Genomic DNA, 14,431 nt, shown 5'->3' on the forward strand with positions numbered 1-14,431 from the left:
TCTTCTGTCTCGAGCAGCAAAGAGTTCCGTGACCGAAGCACGCGCGCACGTCTTCGTCGAAGGCGATGTCCAGCACGTCCACTTCCGCGACAACGCCCACGAGACCGCTCGCGCACACGACGTCGAAGGGTGGATCAGAAATCTGGAGGACGGGCGGGTCGAGGCGCTGTTCGAGGGGCGCGAAGAAGACGTAAACACGATGGTCCGCTGGTGTGAGAGCGGACCCGTAAAGGCAGATGTGAGCAAGGTCGAAGTCGAAGAAGGTGACCCCCAGGGTGATCTCGACGGGTTCGAAAAACACTGAACGTCGGTACACGAACTGTCTCTCTTTTCTCCCGTTTCTCGTAGCCGGACACGGTTCGGGGACGCCTTTCGCCGGTTCTCGCGAGTCCGGCGGGCGATTCGTCCGATAGTCACGGGACGACGACCGATCCGGAACGCGGACGCACCGTCCGTGTGAAGCGGAGACCGTTCTCGACTCCGGTTCCACGACCGTCAGCACCACCAGCGGCGCAACCACTTTACGGTCTGCCCGAACAGACAGTTCCATGACTCTCATCCCCTTCGGCGTCCCGCAGTTGGACTCCGTCGTCGGCGGTGGCGTCCCGTCCGGAAACGTGGTGTTGCTCGTCGGCGAGGCGGGCGCGGGGGCACGCGAGTTCGTGTACACGAGCGCGGTGATGAACGCGCTCGCGCACGCCGACCCCGACCTGTTCGGCCTCCACTACGGCGACGTCGCGGCCGACGCCCGGCCGCCGCCGGAGGTGCACTATCTCTCCTTCACGGCCGGCCGCGAGTACGTCGAACGTGAGTTGACGCACACGATGGCCGACGACCTCGTCGACGCCGCGGTCGACCACATCCGGTTTCGGGACTTCTCGCCGGAGTACTTCCGACCGAGTCCGATCCCGCGCGACTGGTACACCGAGGAGACGACGTCGCTGCAGGACCTCGGGTCGAACCACGACCGCGACGGCGTGGTCTCGGCGCTCGGGGATTACCTCTCGGCGAACGCCTCGGGGAATCTGGTCTGTCTCGACTCTATCTCCGATCTCGTCGGAGCCGCCGGTGAGGAGACGACGTGGAGCGACGTCGCGATGCTCATGCGAGGGTTGATGAAGGCCTCTCACCAGTGGGACGGTCTCATCCTCGTCTTGGCGAACCGCGAGACGCTCGAACCGACGGAACTCGGCCACCTGATGGACGCCGCTGGCGGGACGCTCCAGTTCGAGTGGGAGTCCGGCGGGTCACAGCGGGCGCGGACGATGGTCGTCCGGTCGTTCCGTGGCGTGCTCGCGCGACTCGAGTCCGAGAACATCGTCCGCTTCGAGACGGAGATCGGCGAGGCCGGCCTCGACGTGAGCGACGTCCGGAAGATCCGCTGAGCGGCGACCGGCGGCGCCGTCCCGCAGACGTATCGAGTAGCAGTACTTTCTCTTTTCGCGAACAATACTTAAGGCTGCGGAGCCGTAGATGCGCACAGATGTCGGGAGAGCAGGCCCAGACGCTGCCGGACGCCCTCGACGCGTGGCTCGACAGGCGAGCCACCGAACAGGGAACCGACCGAGAGGAGTTGGTAGCCCGCGCCGTGTTAGCCTACCGGCTCGTCGAGGAGGAGGGCGAGACGCTCGCGACGGTCGACCGGAGTCAGGAACGGCTGACCGAGGCGGTCGACCGGCTCGAATCGCGCGTCGGAGCCGTCGAAGACGACCTCGACGCGAAGATCGACGACGTGCGCTCGCGAGTCGTCCAGGTGAAACGCGAGGCCGACGCGAAGGCACCGGCGGACCACGACCACCCCACGCTCGACGAGCGCGTCGACGCCGCGGGGTCGACGGCGACCGAGGCGCTCGCGGAACTCGACCGCCTCGACGACCGGGTCGACCGCGGCTTCGAGAACTACGAGGAGATCCTGACGTCCCTCCGCGAGACGACCGACGACCTCGACGACGACGTCGTCCGTCTCGCGCGAACGCTCGTCGACCTGCGGGAGCGGACGGCGACGCTCGAGTCGACGCTCGCCAGGCGGACGGCCGCGGCGGACCTCCAACGCGAGGCCAACCGGCACGGCGTCACCCAGGCGAACTGCGGCGACTGCCGGTCGACGGTCCACCTCGGGTTGCTCTCCGAACCGCGCTGTCCGCACTGCGACTGCGGATTCGCCGATCTCGAACCGGCGCACGGGTTCTTCGGATCGGCGACGCTCTCGGTGGGCGACCGACCGGCGCTCGCCGGAGAGACGACCGACCCGTCGTCGACGGCGGGTCGCCCGCAGGCGGGAGACGATGACTGACGGCGACGGGACGGCCGACGGGGAGACAGTCGACGCATCACCCCGAGAGCGGTCGTCCGACGGCCGCGACGAGCGGCCTGCGCCGTTAGCAGACCTCGCCCGCGACGTCCGCGAACGACGCGCCGAGCGGCGCGAACGGTCCGACGCGACCGCGTCCGAAGACCCGTTCGAGCAGATCGACGTCGACGACGTCGACCGGGACCGACTCTGGGAGGAGCTGTCGGGAGAGACCGGACCCGTCCGCGGTGTCGAACGCGACGACGTGGGCGACGTCGGCCGCAACGGCGTCGACGACGTGGAACGCGACGGCGACGGTGACGCCGCCGACAGCGACGGTGTCGCTCCTACCGGGAGCGCGGCCGACGGCGTGACGACGCCGGAGTCGACGGAAGCTACGAACGACGGACGGGAGGACGTCGTCCCGAAACGCGAGTTCTGCGAGCGATGCCCACACTTCGGTGCGCCGCCCGAGGCCGTCTGTGGCCGCGAGGGGACCGACATCGTCGAAGTCGTCACGTTCGACCAGTTTCGGGTGCGGAACTGCCCGAAGGTCGACGACTGAGCGTCGACGCACCACGCTGGCCGGCACGTCGTCCGACTCGTCGCGACGCCGAGTGACCTTTGTGGGTGGAACGCCAACTGGCGGGAAAATGCAGTTCTGCGACGACTGTGGCACCATGATGGTCTCACAGGGCGGCGAGATGGTGTGTACGAACGACGACTGCGGCGGGACGAGCGACCGCGACGACGACCTCGCCGCGCAGTTCGTCTCCACGGAAGAACAGTCCGGCGACGAACTCGTCGAGACCGAGGAGGGCGCGGACTTCGAGGGGAAACCCACCGCGACCGACGTGGTCTGCGACCAGTGCGATCACGGCGAGGCGTGGTACACGATCAAACAGACCGCCTCGGCCGACGAACCGCCGACGCGCTTCTTCAAGTGCCAAGAGTGCGGCTACCGGTGGCGCGAGTACAACTGACGTCACTAATTCGGACAGATCGACGTCTGCGGCGACGAACGCGCTCCGATCGACCGCCGTGTGATAACCACTCTCCCTGAGGTACACGCTTCGCAAGGGTTATCCGGGGCGAGCAGTTGTGTTCAAGAGCAATGGCAAAAGGCGAAGTTGATTTCTTCAACGACACTGGCGGCTACGGTTTCATCTCGACGGACGACGCAGACGACGACGTGTTCTTCCACATGGAAGACGTCGGCGGCCCGGACCTCGAAGAGGGACAGGAAGTCGAGTTCGACATCGAGCAGGCCGACAAGGGCCCGCGCGCGACGAACCTGACCCGACTTTAAAACTCGGCGTTTCAGTGTTTTTCTAACGGTATCGGCATCTGAACGCTACTATTCATAAGCGGCGGCGCTCGCCTCCCGACGAGAGTCAGGCGAGGTGACGCGCCAGAAACTCCGAGACGTGACGCGCCACCTTCGGCGCCTGCCCGACGAAGAAGTGGTCGGCGCTCAGTTCGACCGTCTCGTGGTCGCGTTCGCGCGCCCGGTCGACGACTGCCCGCCACTCTGCGGTGTCGTCGCGGGTGCCGTAGACCACCTGGACCGGACAGTCGAGGCAGTCGAGCGCCCACACCGCGTCGTGGTCGTCGACGGCGAGCTGGCCGGCGGGCGCGAGTGCGCTCACCGCCGAGACGTCGTCGCCGACGTCGACGGCAGTGAGCAGCGCGATCGCCCCGCCGAAACTGAACCCGAAGAGGCCGACGCGGTCGTAGCGTTCGCGGGCCCACCGGACCGCGCTCGTCGCGTCCGTTCGTTCGCCGCGGCCCTCGTCCCACGGCCCGTAGTCGAAGCGGAGACAGTCGACACCGTGCTCGCCGAGCGCGTCGCTGACGGCGATGAGTCGTTCGTCGCCGCGGTGGCCGCGGTGCTGGGGGTGTGGGGGGCAGGCGACGACGACGGCGTTCGCCTCGGAGCCGTCGCTCGTGCCCGCCGTATCGAGCGTCGCCTTCACCTTGCGAGTGCCGGGGAGGTAGATCGGGTCACTCATACCGACCTCTTTCCCGCGTGAGGTTTTAAGGTCGGCGTGCACAACTGAGGGATATGGGAATCCTCTCGCGTACGTCCTACGTCATCCGCTCGAAGATAAACGCCATCCTCAATCGGTCGGAGGATCCGACTGAGACGCTGGACTACTCGTACGAGAAGATGCGCGACGAACTCCAGCAGGTGAAGCAAGGGATCGCGGATCTCACCACCCAGAAGAAGCGACTGGAGATCCAGAAGCGTCGGCTGGAGGAGAACGTCGAGAAGCACAACGAACAGGCCCGAGAGGCAGTCCAACAGGACCGCGAAGATCTCGCCCGGCAGGCGCTGGAGAAGAAGAACTCGAAGATGACCCAGATCGAGGAGTTGGAGTCGCAGATCACTCAACTCCAGTCGACGCAGGACGATCTCGTCGAGAAAAAGAACGAGCTGCAGGGTCGCATCGAGGAGTTCCGCACGAAGAAGGAGACGATGAAGGCCCGCTACGAGGCCGCCGAGGCCTCCTCGCGCGTCTCCGAGGCGATGAGCGGCGTCGGCGACGAGATGGGCGACGTCTCCCGCGCCATCGAGCGCGCCGAGGAGCGCACCGACGAGATGGAGGCGCGGTCGGCCGCGATGGACGAACTGCAGGACACCGGCGCGTTCGACGACGCGATGTCCGACAAGGACTCCATCGACCGCGAACTCGAGGCCGGACGCAGCGCCAGCGAGGTCGACTCCGAACTGGAGACGCTGAAAGCCGAGATGGGGAAGGGAAGCGCCCCCGAATCCGAACCCGAAGCGGCCGAGTCCGACGAGGCCAGCGCGGACGCGGACCTCGAAGACGTCGAGACCGACGTCGACGACGAGGAGGTCGAGGCCGAACTCGAAGAGCTCCGCGAGGAAGAAGAGGAGAAGAGCGCGGAGTAACGACTCGGTCGCCCCGTATCGAACTCCTTCTATCGTTCGCGTGCGCCGGTCCCGCTCCGGTCGAGGTCGGCGAGGCGGATCTCGCCGTCGGTGAGGTCGACGCCGTCGTACTCGTCGTCGTCGAGCAACAGCGCCCCGTCGAGGTCGGCGTAGTCGAGCAGCGGCGCGAGGTGACACGCGCCCGCGATGGCGGCGTTCGTCTCGATCATACAGCCGAGCATCACCTCCAGTCCGTGTGCCTTGGCCGTGTGGGCCATCTGCCTCGCCTCGCGGAGACTCCCGCACTTCATCAGTTTCAGGTTCGCGATGTCGACGCGGTCGGCGATGGCAGGGACGTCTTCCAGCGTGACACAGGACTCGTCGGCGGCGATGGGGAGCGGCGAACGCTCGTAGACGAACTTCAGCCCCTCCGGGTTCTCGGCGGGGACGGGCTGTTCGACGAACTCCACGTCGTAGTCGACGAGCAGCTCGCACTTCCGGACGGCCTCGCGCGGCGTCCACGCCTCGTTGGCGTCGACCCGGAGCGTCGCGTCGGGTGCGGCCTCGCGGACGGCCTCCAGCAACTCCTCGTCGCGGTCGGTGCCGAGTTTGATCTTGAGGATGGGGTACCCCGCCTCGACGGCCTCGGCAGTCTTCTCGCGGACGCGCTCGGTCGTGTCGAGCCCGATGGTGAAGGAGGTCTCCGGCGACTGTTCGGGGTCGAGCCCCCACATCCGGTAGAGCGGCACGCCGAGTCGCTTCGCCGCGAGGTCGTGCAGTGCGATGCTGACGGCCGCGCGGGCGGCCGGGTTGCGTTCGACCGTCTCGCGCAGGCGACGCTCGATGCGATCCAGCGCGTGCGGGTCGTCGACTGCCTCGACGACGTCGAGCAGGTCGGGGAGGACGGCCTCGACGGTGGCGGCCGTCTCGCCGTAGTGTTCGGAGGGGGCGGCCGCGCCGACGCCGGTCATCCCGGCCTCGTCGGAGATGCGGACGACGACGTTCTCGGCGACCTCCTGCGTCCCGCGGGAGATGGTGAACGCGTCGGCCAGCGGCAGTTCGACGCGCTCGAACTCGGTCGTCAGCGTCATCAGTACCCCAACCCGTCGAGGATCTCGTCGGCACCGAACCGGATGGGGTCGGTCGCCGGCACGCCGATGGCGTCGCTGTAGTCGTCGACTTCGGCCTGCGCCTCGTCGTCGCCGTCGACGTCGGAAGTGTTGATCGCACCCGCGAAGACGCCCGTCTCGTGGACCGGCGCGGCGAGTCGCTCGTAGAGGTCGACGTAGTCCGACAGCGGCGGGATGGGAGTGTCCTCGTAGCCGTGGATGGCCTCGCGGCCGGCGACGTGACAGAGGACGAGTTTGTCCGGCATCGCGCCGTGGAGGATACCGCAGGTGACGGCCGAGTACGCCGGGTGGACGATGCTCCCCTGCCCCTCGACGAACAGCACGTCGTGGTCGTCGCCCTTCTCCAGGATCATCTCCTCGACGGCACCGGCCGTGAAGTCGCTGACGACGCGGTCGATGGGGTTGCCCCACCCGGCGATCATGATGCCGGTCTGGCCCGTCGGGATGAACTCCGCGTCGATGCCGCGCTCCCTGGCCGCTTGCAGCAGTTCCAGCGAGACGGTCATCTTGCCGACCGAGCAGTCCGTCCCGACCGTGAGCACCACGTCGGCGTCGACCTCGTCGGCGACGCCCTGACTCACCGTGAGGTCGTCGCTCGGTTTGCGGACGTCGACGAGTTCCGCGCCGTGTTTCTCTGCCAACTCGACGAACTCCTCGTCGTCGTTGAGGAAGTAGTGGAGCCCGGCGACGACGTCGATGCCACGCTCCAAGGCCGCGCGGACGTCCGGCCGCCACGAGTCGTCGAACCCGCCGCCGATGGGCGCGATGCCGACGACGAGTTCGTCGACCTCGCCCTCGACGTCCTCGAACGACTCGACGATGGGCGCGTCCTGCACGTCCGAGAGATGGTCGGAGACGCGGTCGCCGGCGCGGTCGCGGTCGAGGACCGCCACGACCTCGTCGTCGCTGTAGCGGATGATGCCCGTCGCGGTCTTCGCGCGCTCGGGGAACTTCTCGTGGGCGAGAATCACGATTCGACGGTTGGATTCGCTCATGCTCGAAGGGACGCAAAGCGGGGATAAAAACCGGACCGATGTGGCAACGTGTGGCGCCTCTCGACGGTGCGGTGTCGTGGGTATCCCCTGACCACGAGCGTTTAAGTAGCGGTTCTTCAAAATCGCTGACACGCATGAAGCTACTTCGTCTCTCCGCCGACGAGGCTGCCGCTCGACGCTTCTCCGAAGAGCTGTGGCTCCCCTACCACCGCGACCTCGAAGCGACCGTCGCCGACCACGCGCTCGTCGACGACGACGAGGAGGCCATCGTCGACGCGGAGGTCGAGTTCCGGCTCGACCTGCTCGAAGCGGAGAGCTACCGACTCTGGGTCGCCGTCGACGGTGTGGAGGCGAGCGACGACGCGGTCGACCTCGCCGCCGGCGACGGCGAGCTCGTCGGGTTCGTCGCGACCCGCGTCGACGAGGCCCCGTCGGTCTTCGCCCGGCCGGACCGACTCACCATCGGCGACATCTACGTCCGCGAGTCGTACCGGGGTAGCGGCCTCGCCCGTGACCTCGTGACTCGGGCCACTCGGCGCGCGCGCGAGGCCGGCTGTCCGGAGGTGACCCTCGACGTCGACGTCGACAACGAGCGTGCGCTCGCCTTCTACGAGAAACTCGGATTCGAACCGCTTCGCCAGCAGATGGTCGTCGACGTCGACGAACTGTAGGTCAGGTCGTCGACCGTCTGTGGTTCTCAGATCCGGTACAGCCGCGTCGTCCAGAACGTCCGGAAGGCGTCTTCCAGCGCCTCCTCGGGGTCGCCGCTGGCGTCGACGGTGGCCGTGTGGTCGGCGAGCTTCCGGAACCGCGAGAGGACGGTGCGCTCGCCGACGACGATGAGCGTATCGACGTCGTGGTCGACGATGACTTCCTCGGCTCTGTCGAGATGGTCGTCGACCTGTTGGTCGCGGCGACGCTCGAAGCGCGCCTGCGAGAACCCGCCTTTCGAGTGGTTGTTCATCACGTCAGTCTCGAACGTCTCGGCGCTCTGCAGGTCGCTCCCGTCGTAGACGCCGAGCGCGAACAGGTCCGAGCGGACGAGCGCGAACCCGAACGACCCCGTCGGCCGGAACCACGACTCGTCGAGCGCGAACCCGTCGTCCCACTCGCAGAACGGGTCGGGCGCGAGCGGCGGTGTGAGTGCGACGCTCACGAGCCCGGCGTCGTCGGTGCAGACGAGACACGGTGCGGCCCGCGAGACGAGCGGCGAGTGATCGCCGAGCGTCTCGCGGACGGCGTCGGGGACGTCGTCGTCGACCATCGCGGTCAACGCGCCCTCGGAGTCGGTCTCGACGCTCTCGAGCCGGGAGAGCACCTCGTCGAGACGGGCACCTCGGACGGTTTCGACGCCGCGGAAGTCGACCTGCTCCTCCTCGTCGCCGAGGCGGTCGACGCGGTGCTGGAGCTCCTCGATGCGGTCCTCCAGTCGGTTGACGCGCTCCTCGGCGTCTTGACGGGCGCTGACGGCGTCGGCGCGGCGCTCTTCCTCGGCTTCGACGCGACGTTCGAGGTGGTGATTCTCCTCCTCCAACTCCTCGATGCGGGCTTTCAGTTCCGCGCGGCCGAACAGCTCGTCGAGCATGGTCGAACGCTCGCCGCCGGGGACCTTTAGTTTCCGGTCACTCTCTCGGTTCAGGTGGCGTCGTCGAACGCGTAGCCTGCATATCGGAGGAGTTCGGAGGCGCGTTCGGCCTTCGCGAGGAACACCTCTCGGCGGTTCGGCAGGCTGTCGTCGGGGGCGACGGCACGGGGAACGACGAGCGTCCCCGCCGGGACGCCCTCGTCGCCGAGTACGGGGAAGTGTGTTCCGCCGAGTTTCATCACGAGCGGCGTGTCGAGCCGTTCGAGCCCGTCGCCGGTCGCGTACAACTGCTTGTTCACCTGTTCGTGGTCCGCACGGTGCATCACTGCACGCTCGCCGTCGTGCGGTTCGACGAACATCTCGCCGAGATAGTAGCCGCTTGAGAACTGTTCGAACATCTATGCGTGTGACTCTCTGCCACGCAGAGGCATAAGCGTTGTCGCGGCCGTTTATATCGAACCGCAGTTCGACCGACGTCGTGCGTTCGCGTCGAAAAAGGGGAGTCGTCGGTTGCGCTTACCGCTCGATGTCGATGGACTCGATGACGATATCCTTCATCGGCTTGTCGTTGCGGTCGGTCGGCACCGAGCCGATCTCCTCGACGACGTCCATCCCGTCGATGACGCGGCCGAACACCGAGTGACGACCGTCGAGGTGCGGCGTGGCGTCGAGCGTGATGAAGAACTGCGACCCGTTGGTGTTCGGGCCGGCGTTGGCCATCGAGAGGATACCCGCGCTGTCGTGGTTGAGTTCCTCGTGGAACTCGTCGTCGAACTCGTAGCCGGGGCCGCCGCGGCCGGTGCCGGTCGGGTCCCCACCCTGGATCATGAAGTCGCTGATGATCCGGTGGAAGATGACGTCCTCGTAGAGCGGTTCGCCCTCGACCTTCTCGTTCGTCTCGGGGTCGGTCCAGGACTTCTCGCCCGTCGCGAGCCCGACGAAGTTCTCGACCGTCCGGGGGGCGCGCTGCTCGAACAGTTCGAGCGTGATGTCGCCCTTGTTGGTGTGGATGATCGCCGTCGGGTTCTCCGGATTCTCCTTGTCTGCCATGTGCCATCTCTCGTAGTGAGGGGTGAAAACCCTGCTGACGTGTCGCCGCCGTCCGTCGTCGCGGCGTCGACCGACCGCCGCGTCGACGACAGTAACCCCGGGCTGTCACCTCGCGAGGTCGGTCGCAACTGTCTCCCGAACCGGTAACGCTAACGGGACGTTGCAGAGAGTGCAAGCAGATGCTACCAGTCACCACGGGCGGGGCCGGCCGCCGTGAGAGCGGATGAGTGGACTCGACACGCTCGGTCGGGTGAGCCAGTACGCGAGTCGGTACTTCGTCGTCTGGGTGTTGCTCTTCGCCGGACTCGCGCTCGTCAGTCCGGGATCGTTCACCTGGTTCGAACCGTACATCTCGCCGGGACTCGGCGTCATCATGCTCGGGATGGGACTGACGCTCCGGCCGGTCGACTTCCGCCGACTGGCGGCGAACCCACGCGACGTCGCCGTCGGCGCGGCGACGCAGTGGGTCGTGATGCCGCTCGCGGCCTACGGGCTGACGCTCGTCCTCTCGCTCCCGCCGGAACTCGCCGTCGGCGTCGTGCTCGTCGGCGCCGCGCCCGGCGGGACGGCCTCGAACGTGATGGCCTACCTCGGGAAGGGCGACGTCGCGCTCTCGGTCGCCATCACGACGGTGACGACGCTCACCGCGCCGCTGGTGATGCCGGCGTGGGTCGTCCTCCTCGCGGGCGAGACGCTCGAGGTGACGTTCGGGAGCCTGTTCGCCAGCATCGTCCAGATCGTCTTCATTCCGGTCGTCGTCGGCTTCGCCCTCCGGTACGTCCTCGACCGCTACGCGCCCACGCTCGCGGAGGTCGGACTCGACGTCTTCCCGGCGATCAGCGTCGCCACCATCGTCCTCATCGTCGCCGCCGTCGTCGGGCTGAACGTCGACAACATCCTGACCGCCGCGGCGGCGGTGTTCGTCGCCGTCGTCGCGCACAACGCCGTGGGTCTCGGTGCGGGCTACGGCGTCGGCCGACTCGCGGGGATGCCCGACGACCGCGTGCGCACCTGTGCGTTCGAGGTCGGTCTCCAGAACAGCGGCCTCGCGGTCGCGCTCGCGACGTCGTTCTTCGGACCCGCCGCCGCGCTCCCGCCGGCACTGTTCAGCGTCTGGCACAACGTCACCGGGCCGGCGCTGGCGAGCTACTTCTCCCGGCAGGAGGCGTCGTCGGCGACGACCGGGACGCCCGCCGACGACTGACGGACGGTCGACCCGCTCGGGGGGACACGTACAAGACGAATCCGCCCGACGACCCATCTATGCACACCGCCGAGCGAATCACGCTCGCTCGTCTCCCCTCCGGCGTTCCCGTCGAGACGACGGTCCACCGCTACGAAGGCCGCGAGACGGGTCCGACGCTCTACGTGCAGGCGGCACAGCACGGACGCGAGATCAACGGCACCGAGGTGCTCCGCCGGTTCCACGAGCGTGTCGACCACGACGGACTCGCGGGTCGCGTCGTCGCCGTTCCCGTCGCCGACCCGCTGACGTTCGACCGCGTCTCCTACACCACGCCGGAGTCGCTCGACGCGGCCAACTCGAACATGAACCGCGTCTGGCCGGGCGACTCCGACGGGACGCTCCACGAGCGGATGGCCGCCCGCCTGTGGGAGTACGCCGGCGAGTCGGACGCCATCGTCGACCTCCACACCGGCAGTCCGGAGATGCTCACGCACACGGTCTATCTCGCGGGCGACGAGAGCTGCCGACGACTGGCGCAGTCGTTCGGGACGGAGCTTCTGCTGGCCGAACGCGCCGGCGACGACGCCGACGTGGAGTGGGCGGAACGCAACTTCGGCGGGAAGCTCCGCGTCGCGGCGACGCGCGAGGGGATCCCCTCGATCACGCCCGAACTCGCTCACAACAAGCAGTTGGTCGAACCGGCCATCGAGACGGGCGTGCGGGGGCTGTTCAACGTGCTCCGGCAACTCGACGTGCTCTCCGGCGAGCCGACGGTCCCGACCGACCAGCGGACCGCTCGGAACCACCTCGGCCGCGTGAAGGCCGCCCAGTCGGGAATGTTCCACCCCGCACCGGGAGCGGAGCTCGGTCGGCAGGTAGAGCCGGGGACCCGTCTCGGCGTCGTCTACGATCCGACGACCTACGAGGTGTTACAGGAGGTCGAGGCCGACGAGACGGGGATACTCTACTCGGTGCGACGCGAGGCGACGGTGACCGCCGGGCAGTCGCTCGTCGGCGTCGCGCTGTCGACCGACGAGCGGTGAGGTACGCCGACCGCCGCGGTCAGCCGAACGTCTCGATCACGACGTCGAGCAGTCGACGGAGGTGGTCGCCGGTGTCCGCGAAGTGCGTCTCCCAGCCGTCGGGTGTGAGGTGGTCGCTGACGGTGAACAGCGCGCCCGCCTCGACGCCGCGGAACTGGGCGACGGCGAAGACGGCCGCCGCCTCCATGTCGACGGCGAGGACGCCCTCCTCGCGGTAGTGTGCGATCTCGACCGCCGTCTCGCGGTACAGCGCGTCGGTCGTCCACGTCGGTCCGACGTGCGTCGGTTCCCCGACGCCGTCGACGCCGTCGACTAACCGGTCGCGGACGGCGGGTGTCGATCGCGCCGCCTCGTCGTCGGCGAGATAGTGGTACGAGGTCCCCTCGTCGCGGATCGCACTGTCGGCGACGATAGTGCTACCGAGGCGGACGTCCGGTTGGAGACTCCCGACGTGACCGACGACGACGAACCGCTCGGTACCGTGAGCGACGAGTCGCTCCATCACGAGCGCCGTCATCGGCGCGCCGACCCCGAACCCCTCGGCGACGGCGACTCGCCCACCCGTGTCGTCGACCGCGTGGAGGTTCCACGTCGACCCGGCGTGGGGTTCCGCCGTCGTGTCGAGCGTCTCTCTGGCGTGCTCCGCGACCGCACGTTGATAGGACAGCACGACCGTCTCGGGTGCGTCGTCGAGGTCGGTGTCCCCCCGGTAGTCGACGACCGCGGCGGGCGACGTGACGGAGGGGTGTTCGAGTTTCTCGCGAAGGTTCGGGACGGGCATTCTCCGGAGTTCTCCGCACGACGGCAAGAATGTCGGGGTGGGGAACGGCGAACTCGTCGCCGTCCGTCTCTCGGGTGACCCCGTCGACGTCTCCGTCCAGCGTCTCGTGATCGGTCGGAAGAGGTCGAATGGGCCCTCCGGCGACGCCCGCGACTCGTAAGACAGTCTGGGAATGAGAGAGGGGACGCGCGGTTCCGAGTCGCGTTGGCGTTAGGTTAGAACGACTGGAGCTCTTCGAGGACGGCCTCGGCGCTGCCGTCGGCGATGACCTCGCGCGCTTTTTCGAGGCCGGTTTCGAGGTCGTCGACGTCTTCGCGGGCGTAGATGCGGAACGCCGCGTTGAGCGCGACGGCGTCGGCGAACTGGTCGTCGCGGTCGCCCGCGAGCACCTCGCGCGTGATCGTCGCGGAGTCGCCGGCGACGTCGTCGGGGTTCACCTCGAGGTCCTCGGTCTCGAAGTCCATCCCGTAGTTCGGCGTCTCGATCTCGTAGTCGGTGAACTCGCCGTCTCCGTCGGCTTCGGCGTCGGACTCGCGGGTCCACTCGGCGACCTTCGTGTATCCCGGTCGGATGTCGTCGTACCCCTCCATCCCCTGGAACATGATGACGCGGCGGATGTCGTGGTGTTCGGAGGCGGTGAACGTGTCGATCACCTTCTTCGCGAACGCGAGGTGGTAGAACGATCCGAGGTGGACGTCGGCGTTGGCGGGGTTGGCGAGCGTCTCGATGGTGTTGACGAACGTTCGGACGCCCATGTTGTCGCGGCGCTCCCAGAGGTCGTCGATGGCCGGGTTGAACGCGGGCTGGTAGTAGAAGCCGAAGCCGGTTTCGTCGACCATGTCGGCGGAATCCGAGGGCGTCAGCTCGGTCGCGACGTCGAGTTCGTCGAGGACGTGTTTGTAGGCGTCCTGTTTCTGCGTCGGGACGCGGTCGCCGGAGTGGACGACGACTGGCGTACCGGCGGCGGCGGCGACGATGCCCGCGGCGGCACCGAGGATGGCCGTCTCGCCCTTCCCGTCGTAGTTGGCACCGCAGTCGACGGGGTCGCAGTCGGGTTCGGCGTACTCGACGCGCTCGCACATCACGTCGGTGTAGGCCGCGAGCTCTTCGGCGTCGTTGTGTTTCCACCGGTTGGCCAGCCAGAACGCGCCGAGCGTCGTGGGGTCGGGCTCGCCTACGAGGATGCGCCGCATCGCTTCGGTCGCCTGTTCGTGCGAGAGATCTTCGGCCGACTTCGGCCCGGTTCCACAGACCTCCGTCATCAGACGTTTCAGGGGCCACTCTCCGAACTCGTCGCTCGTCTCGGACATGGCTGTCAGTTGGGAAGGACGGCCCAAAAGCGTCCCGTTTGCGCCGACGGAAGTCGGTGGGGCGTCACCGCGGCTCAGCGGTGTCACCGCGAACCGGTGGGACGTCACCGCGAGTCGAGACCGGTGGGACGTCACCGCGGGTCGAGTCGGGGTGAACGTGGGGGC

18 protein-coding genes are annotated in these 14,431 nt (G+C 67.7%); 10 read left to right on the forward strand and 8 right to left on the reverse strand.

What is annotated here, in order from left to right; genetic code table 11:
- Nucleotides 1–28: 28 nt before the first annotated feature.
- From EOHIBHHM_RS11535 to EOHIBHHM_RS11560, 6 genes are all read left to right on the forward strand, one after another.
- Nucleotides 29–304 (forward strand): acylphosphatase, encoded by a 276-nt coding sequence (locus EOHIBHHM_RS11535; protein WP_497250690.1) that lies wholly within the window; start codon nt 29–31, stop codon nt 302–304.
- Between the two features lie 244 nt (nt 305–548).
- Nucleotides 549–1,385: an RAD55 family ATPase gene (locus EOHIBHHM_RS11540; protein WP_497250692.1), complete on the forward strand. Its 837-nt coding sequence runs from the start codon at nt 549–551 to the stop codon at nt 1,383–1,385.
- 98 nt (nt 1,386–1,483) lie between these two features.
- Nucleotides 1,484–2,293, forward strand: coding sequence for a CopG family transcriptional regulator (locus tag EOHIBHHM_RS11545; RefSeq protein WP_497250694.1), 810 nt, complete (start codon nt 1,484–1,486; stop codon nt 2,291–2,293).
- Complete coding sequence (locus EOHIBHHM_RS11550; RefSeq protein ID WP_497250696.1) at nt 2,286–2,855, forward strand: DUF8135 domain-containing protein; 570 nt, start codon at nt 2,286–2,288, stop codon at nt 2,853–2,855. The genes EOHIBHHM_RS11545 and EOHIBHHM_RS11550 overlap by 8 nt, the downstream gene beginning before the upstream one ends.
- Before the next feature lie 88 nt (nt 2,856–2,943).
- A complete protein-coding gene (locus tag EOHIBHHM_RS11555; RefSeq protein ID WP_497250698.1) occupies nt 2,944–3,273 on the forward strand; it encodes a transcription factor S in 330 nt (109 codons plus the stop codon).
- A 131-nt stretch (nt 3,274–3,404) separates the two neighbouring features.
- Nucleotides 3,405–3,599, forward strand: coding sequence for a cold-shock protein (locus tag EOHIBHHM_RS11560; protein WP_089820734.1), 195 nt, complete (start codon nt 3,405–3,407; stop codon nt 3,597–3,599).
- Between the two features lie 85 nt (nt 3,600–3,684).
- Here the strand turns inward: EOHIBHHM_RS11560 and EOHIBHHM_RS11565 are convergent, their stop codons facing one another.
- Nucleotides 3,685–4,302, reverse strand: coding sequence for an alpha/beta hydrolase (locus EOHIBHHM_RS11565; protein WP_497250700.1), 618 nt, complete (start codon nt 4,300–4,302; stop codon nt 3,685–3,687).
- 53 nt (nt 4,303–4,355) lie between these two features.
- On the opposite strand from EOHIBHHM_RS11565, the gene EOHIBHHM_RS11570 reads away from it, so the two are divergent.
- Complete coding sequence (locus EOHIBHHM_RS11570; protein ID WP_497250702.1) at nt 4,356–5,207, forward strand: PspA/IM30 family protein; 852 nt, start codon at nt 4,356–4,358, stop codon at nt 5,205–5,207.
- 29 nt (nt 5,208–5,236) lie between these two features.
- Here EOHIBHHM_RS11570 and EOHIBHHM_RS11575 read toward each other — a convergent pair whose 3' ends face one another.
- Nucleotides 5,237–6,277, reverse strand: coding sequence for a dipeptide epimerase (locus EOHIBHHM_RS11575; RefSeq protein ID WP_497250704.1), 1,041 nt, complete (start codon nt 6,275–6,277; stop codon nt 5,237–5,239).
- Nucleotides 6,277–7,311 carry an N-acetyltransferase DgcN family protein gene (locus EOHIBHHM_RS11580; protein ID WP_497250706.1) on the reverse strand — a complete coding sequence of 345 codons (1,035 nt, stop codon included), beginning with the start codon at nt 7,309–7,311 and terminating at the stop codon, nt 6,277–6,279. Before EOHIBHHM_RS11580 ends, EOHIBHHM_RS11575 begins: the two co-directional genes overlap by 1 nt.
- A gap of 134 nt (nt 7,312–7,445) precedes the next feature.
- Between EOHIBHHM_RS11580 and EOHIBHHM_RS11585 the strand changes: the two genes are divergently transcribed.
- On the forward strand, nt 7,446–7,982 hold the full coding sequence (locus EOHIBHHM_RS11585) for a GNAT family N-acetyltransferase (RefSeq protein ID WP_497250708.1): 537 nt from the start codon (nt 7,446–7,448) through the stop codon (nt 7,980–7,982).
- A gap of 26 nt (nt 7,983–8,008) precedes the next feature.
- Here the strand turns inward: EOHIBHHM_RS11585 and EOHIBHHM_RS11590 are convergent, their stop codons facing one another.
- The 3 genes from EOHIBHHM_RS11590 to EOHIBHHM_RS11600 all read right to left on the reverse strand — a co-directional run bounded on the left by EOHIBHHM_RS11590 (nt 8,009) and on the right by EOHIBHHM_RS11600 (nt 9,946).
- Nucleotides 8,009–8,896: a Vms1/Ankzf1 family peptidyl-tRNA hydrolase gene (locus EOHIBHHM_RS11590; RefSeq protein ID WP_497250710.1), complete on the reverse strand. Its 888-nt coding sequence runs from the start codon at nt 8,894–8,896 to the stop codon at nt 8,009–8,011.
- Between the two features lie 50 nt (nt 8,897–8,946).
- Nucleotides 8,947–9,294, reverse strand: a complete 348-nt coding sequence (locus EOHIBHHM_RS11595) for a DUF5802 family protein (protein WP_497250712.1) — start codon at nt 9,292–9,294, stop codon at nt 8,947–8,949.
- A gap of 118 nt (nt 9,295–9,412) precedes the next feature.
- Nucleotides 9,413–9,946 (reverse strand): peptidylprolyl isomerase, encoded by a 534-nt coding sequence (locus tag EOHIBHHM_RS11600; protein WP_497250714.1) that lies wholly within the window; start codon nt 9,944–9,946, stop codon nt 9,413–9,415.
- 223 nt (nt 9,947–10,169) lie between these two features.
- Between EOHIBHHM_RS11600 and EOHIBHHM_RS11605 the strand changes: the two genes are divergently transcribed.
- Both EOHIBHHM_RS11605 and EOHIBHHM_RS11610 read left to right on the forward strand, forming a co-directional pair.
- The gene (locus EOHIBHHM_RS11605; RefSeq protein ID WP_497250716.1) at nt 10,170–11,150 is read left to right on the forward strand and encodes a bile acid:sodium symporter family protein; all 981 of its coding nucleotides are present in this window, start codon (nt 10,170–10,172) and stop codon (nt 11,148–11,150) included.
- A 59-nt stretch (nt 11,151–11,209) separates the two neighbouring features.
- Nucleotides 11,210–12,175 (forward strand): succinylglutamate desuccinylase/aspartoacylase family protein, encoded by a 966-nt coding sequence (locus EOHIBHHM_RS11610; RefSeq protein WP_497250718.1) that lies wholly within the window; start codon nt 11,210–11,212, stop codon nt 12,173–12,175.
- 19 nt (nt 12,176–12,194) lie between these two features.
- Here EOHIBHHM_RS11610 and EOHIBHHM_RS11615 read toward each other — a convergent pair whose 3' ends face one another.
- Complete coding sequence (locus EOHIBHHM_RS11615) at nt 12,195–12,956, reverse strand: nucleoside phosphorylase (protein ID WP_497250720.1); 762 nt, start codon at nt 12,954–12,956, stop codon at nt 12,195–12,197.
- Between the two features lie 215 nt (nt 12,957–13,171).
- On the reverse strand, nt 13,172–14,266 hold the full coding sequence (locus tag EOHIBHHM_RS11620; RefSeq protein ID WP_497250722.1) for an anthranilate phosphoribosyltransferase: 1,095 nt from the start codon (nt 14,264–14,266) through the stop codon (nt 13,172–13,174).
- Nucleotides 14,267–14,431 lie beyond the last annotated feature (165 nt).

The sequence above is a fragment of the Halogranum roseipondis genome, assembly GCF_059695585.1.

Bases quoted from the DNA above. Each gene is read 5' to 3' on its own strand.
- EOHIBHHM_RS11540 (WP_497250692.1), top strand. From the start codon at position 549: ATGACTCTCATCCCCTTCGGCGTCCCGCAGTTGGACTCCGTCGTCGGC.
- EOHIBHHM_RS11545 (WP_497250694.1), top strand. From the start codon at position 1,484: ATGTCGGGAGAGCAGGCCCAGACGCTGCCGGACGCCCTCGACGCGTGG.
- EOHIBHHM_RS11550 (WP_497250696.1), top strand. From the start codon at position 2,286: ATGACTGACGGCGACGGGACGGCCGACGGGGAGACAGTCGACGCATCA.
- EOHIBHHM_RS11555 (WP_497250698.1), top strand. From the start codon at position 2,944: ATGCAGTTCTGCGACGACTGTGGCACCATGATGGTCTCACAGGGCGGC.
- EOHIBHHM_RS11560 (WP_089820734.1), top strand. From the start codon at position 3,405: ATGGCAAAAGGCGAAGTTGATTTCTTCAACGACACTGGCGGCTACGGT.
- EOHIBHHM_RS11565 (WP_497250700.1), bottom strand. From the start codon at position 4,302: ATGAGTGACCCGATCTACCTCCCCGGCACTCGCAAGGTGAAGGCGACG.
- EOHIBHHM_RS11570 (WP_497250702.1), top strand. From the start codon at position 4,356: ATGGGAATCCTCTCGCGTACGTCCTACGTCATCCGCTCGAAGATAAAC.
- EOHIBHHM_RS11575 (WP_497250704.1), bottom strand. From the start codon at position 6,277: ATGACGCTGACGACCGAGTTCGAGCGCGTCGAACTGCCGCTGGCCGAC.
- EOHIBHHM_RS11580 (WP_497250706.1), bottom strand. From the start codon at position 7,311: ATGAGCGAATCCAACCGTCGAATCGTGATTCTCGCCCACGAGAAGTTC.
- EOHIBHHM_RS11585 (WP_497250708.1), top strand. From the start codon at position 7,446: ATGAAGCTACTTCGTCTCTCCGCCGACGAGGCTGCCGCTCGACGCTTC.
- EOHIBHHM_RS11590 (WP_497250710.1), bottom strand. From the start codon at position 8,896: ATGCTCGACGAGCTGTTCGGCCGCGCGGAACTGAAAGCCCGCATCGAG.
- EOHIBHHM_RS11595 (WP_497250712.1), bottom strand. From the start codon at position 9,294: ATGTTCGAACAGTTCTCAAGCGGCTACTATCTCGGCGAGATGTTCGTC.
- EOHIBHHM_RS11600 (WP_497250714.1), bottom strand. From the start codon at position 9,946: ATGGCAGACAAGGAGAATCCGGAGAACCCGACGGCGATCATCCACACC.
- EOHIBHHM_RS11605 (WP_497250716.1), top strand. From the start codon at position 10,170: ATGAGTGGACTCGACACGCTCGGTCGGGTGAGCCAGTACGCGAGTCGG.
- EOHIBHHM_RS11610 (WP_497250718.1), top strand. From the start codon at position 11,210: ATGCACACCGCCGAGCGAATCACGCTCGCTCGTCTCCCCTCCGGCGTT.
- EOHIBHHM_RS11615 (WP_497250720.1), bottom strand. From the start codon at position 12,956: ATGCCCGTCCCGAACCTTCGCGAGAAACTCGAACACCCCTCCGTCACG.
- EOHIBHHM_RS11620 (WP_497250722.1), bottom strand. From the start codon at position 14,266: ATGTCCGAGACGAGCGACGAGTTCGGAGAGTGGCCCCTGAAACGTCTG.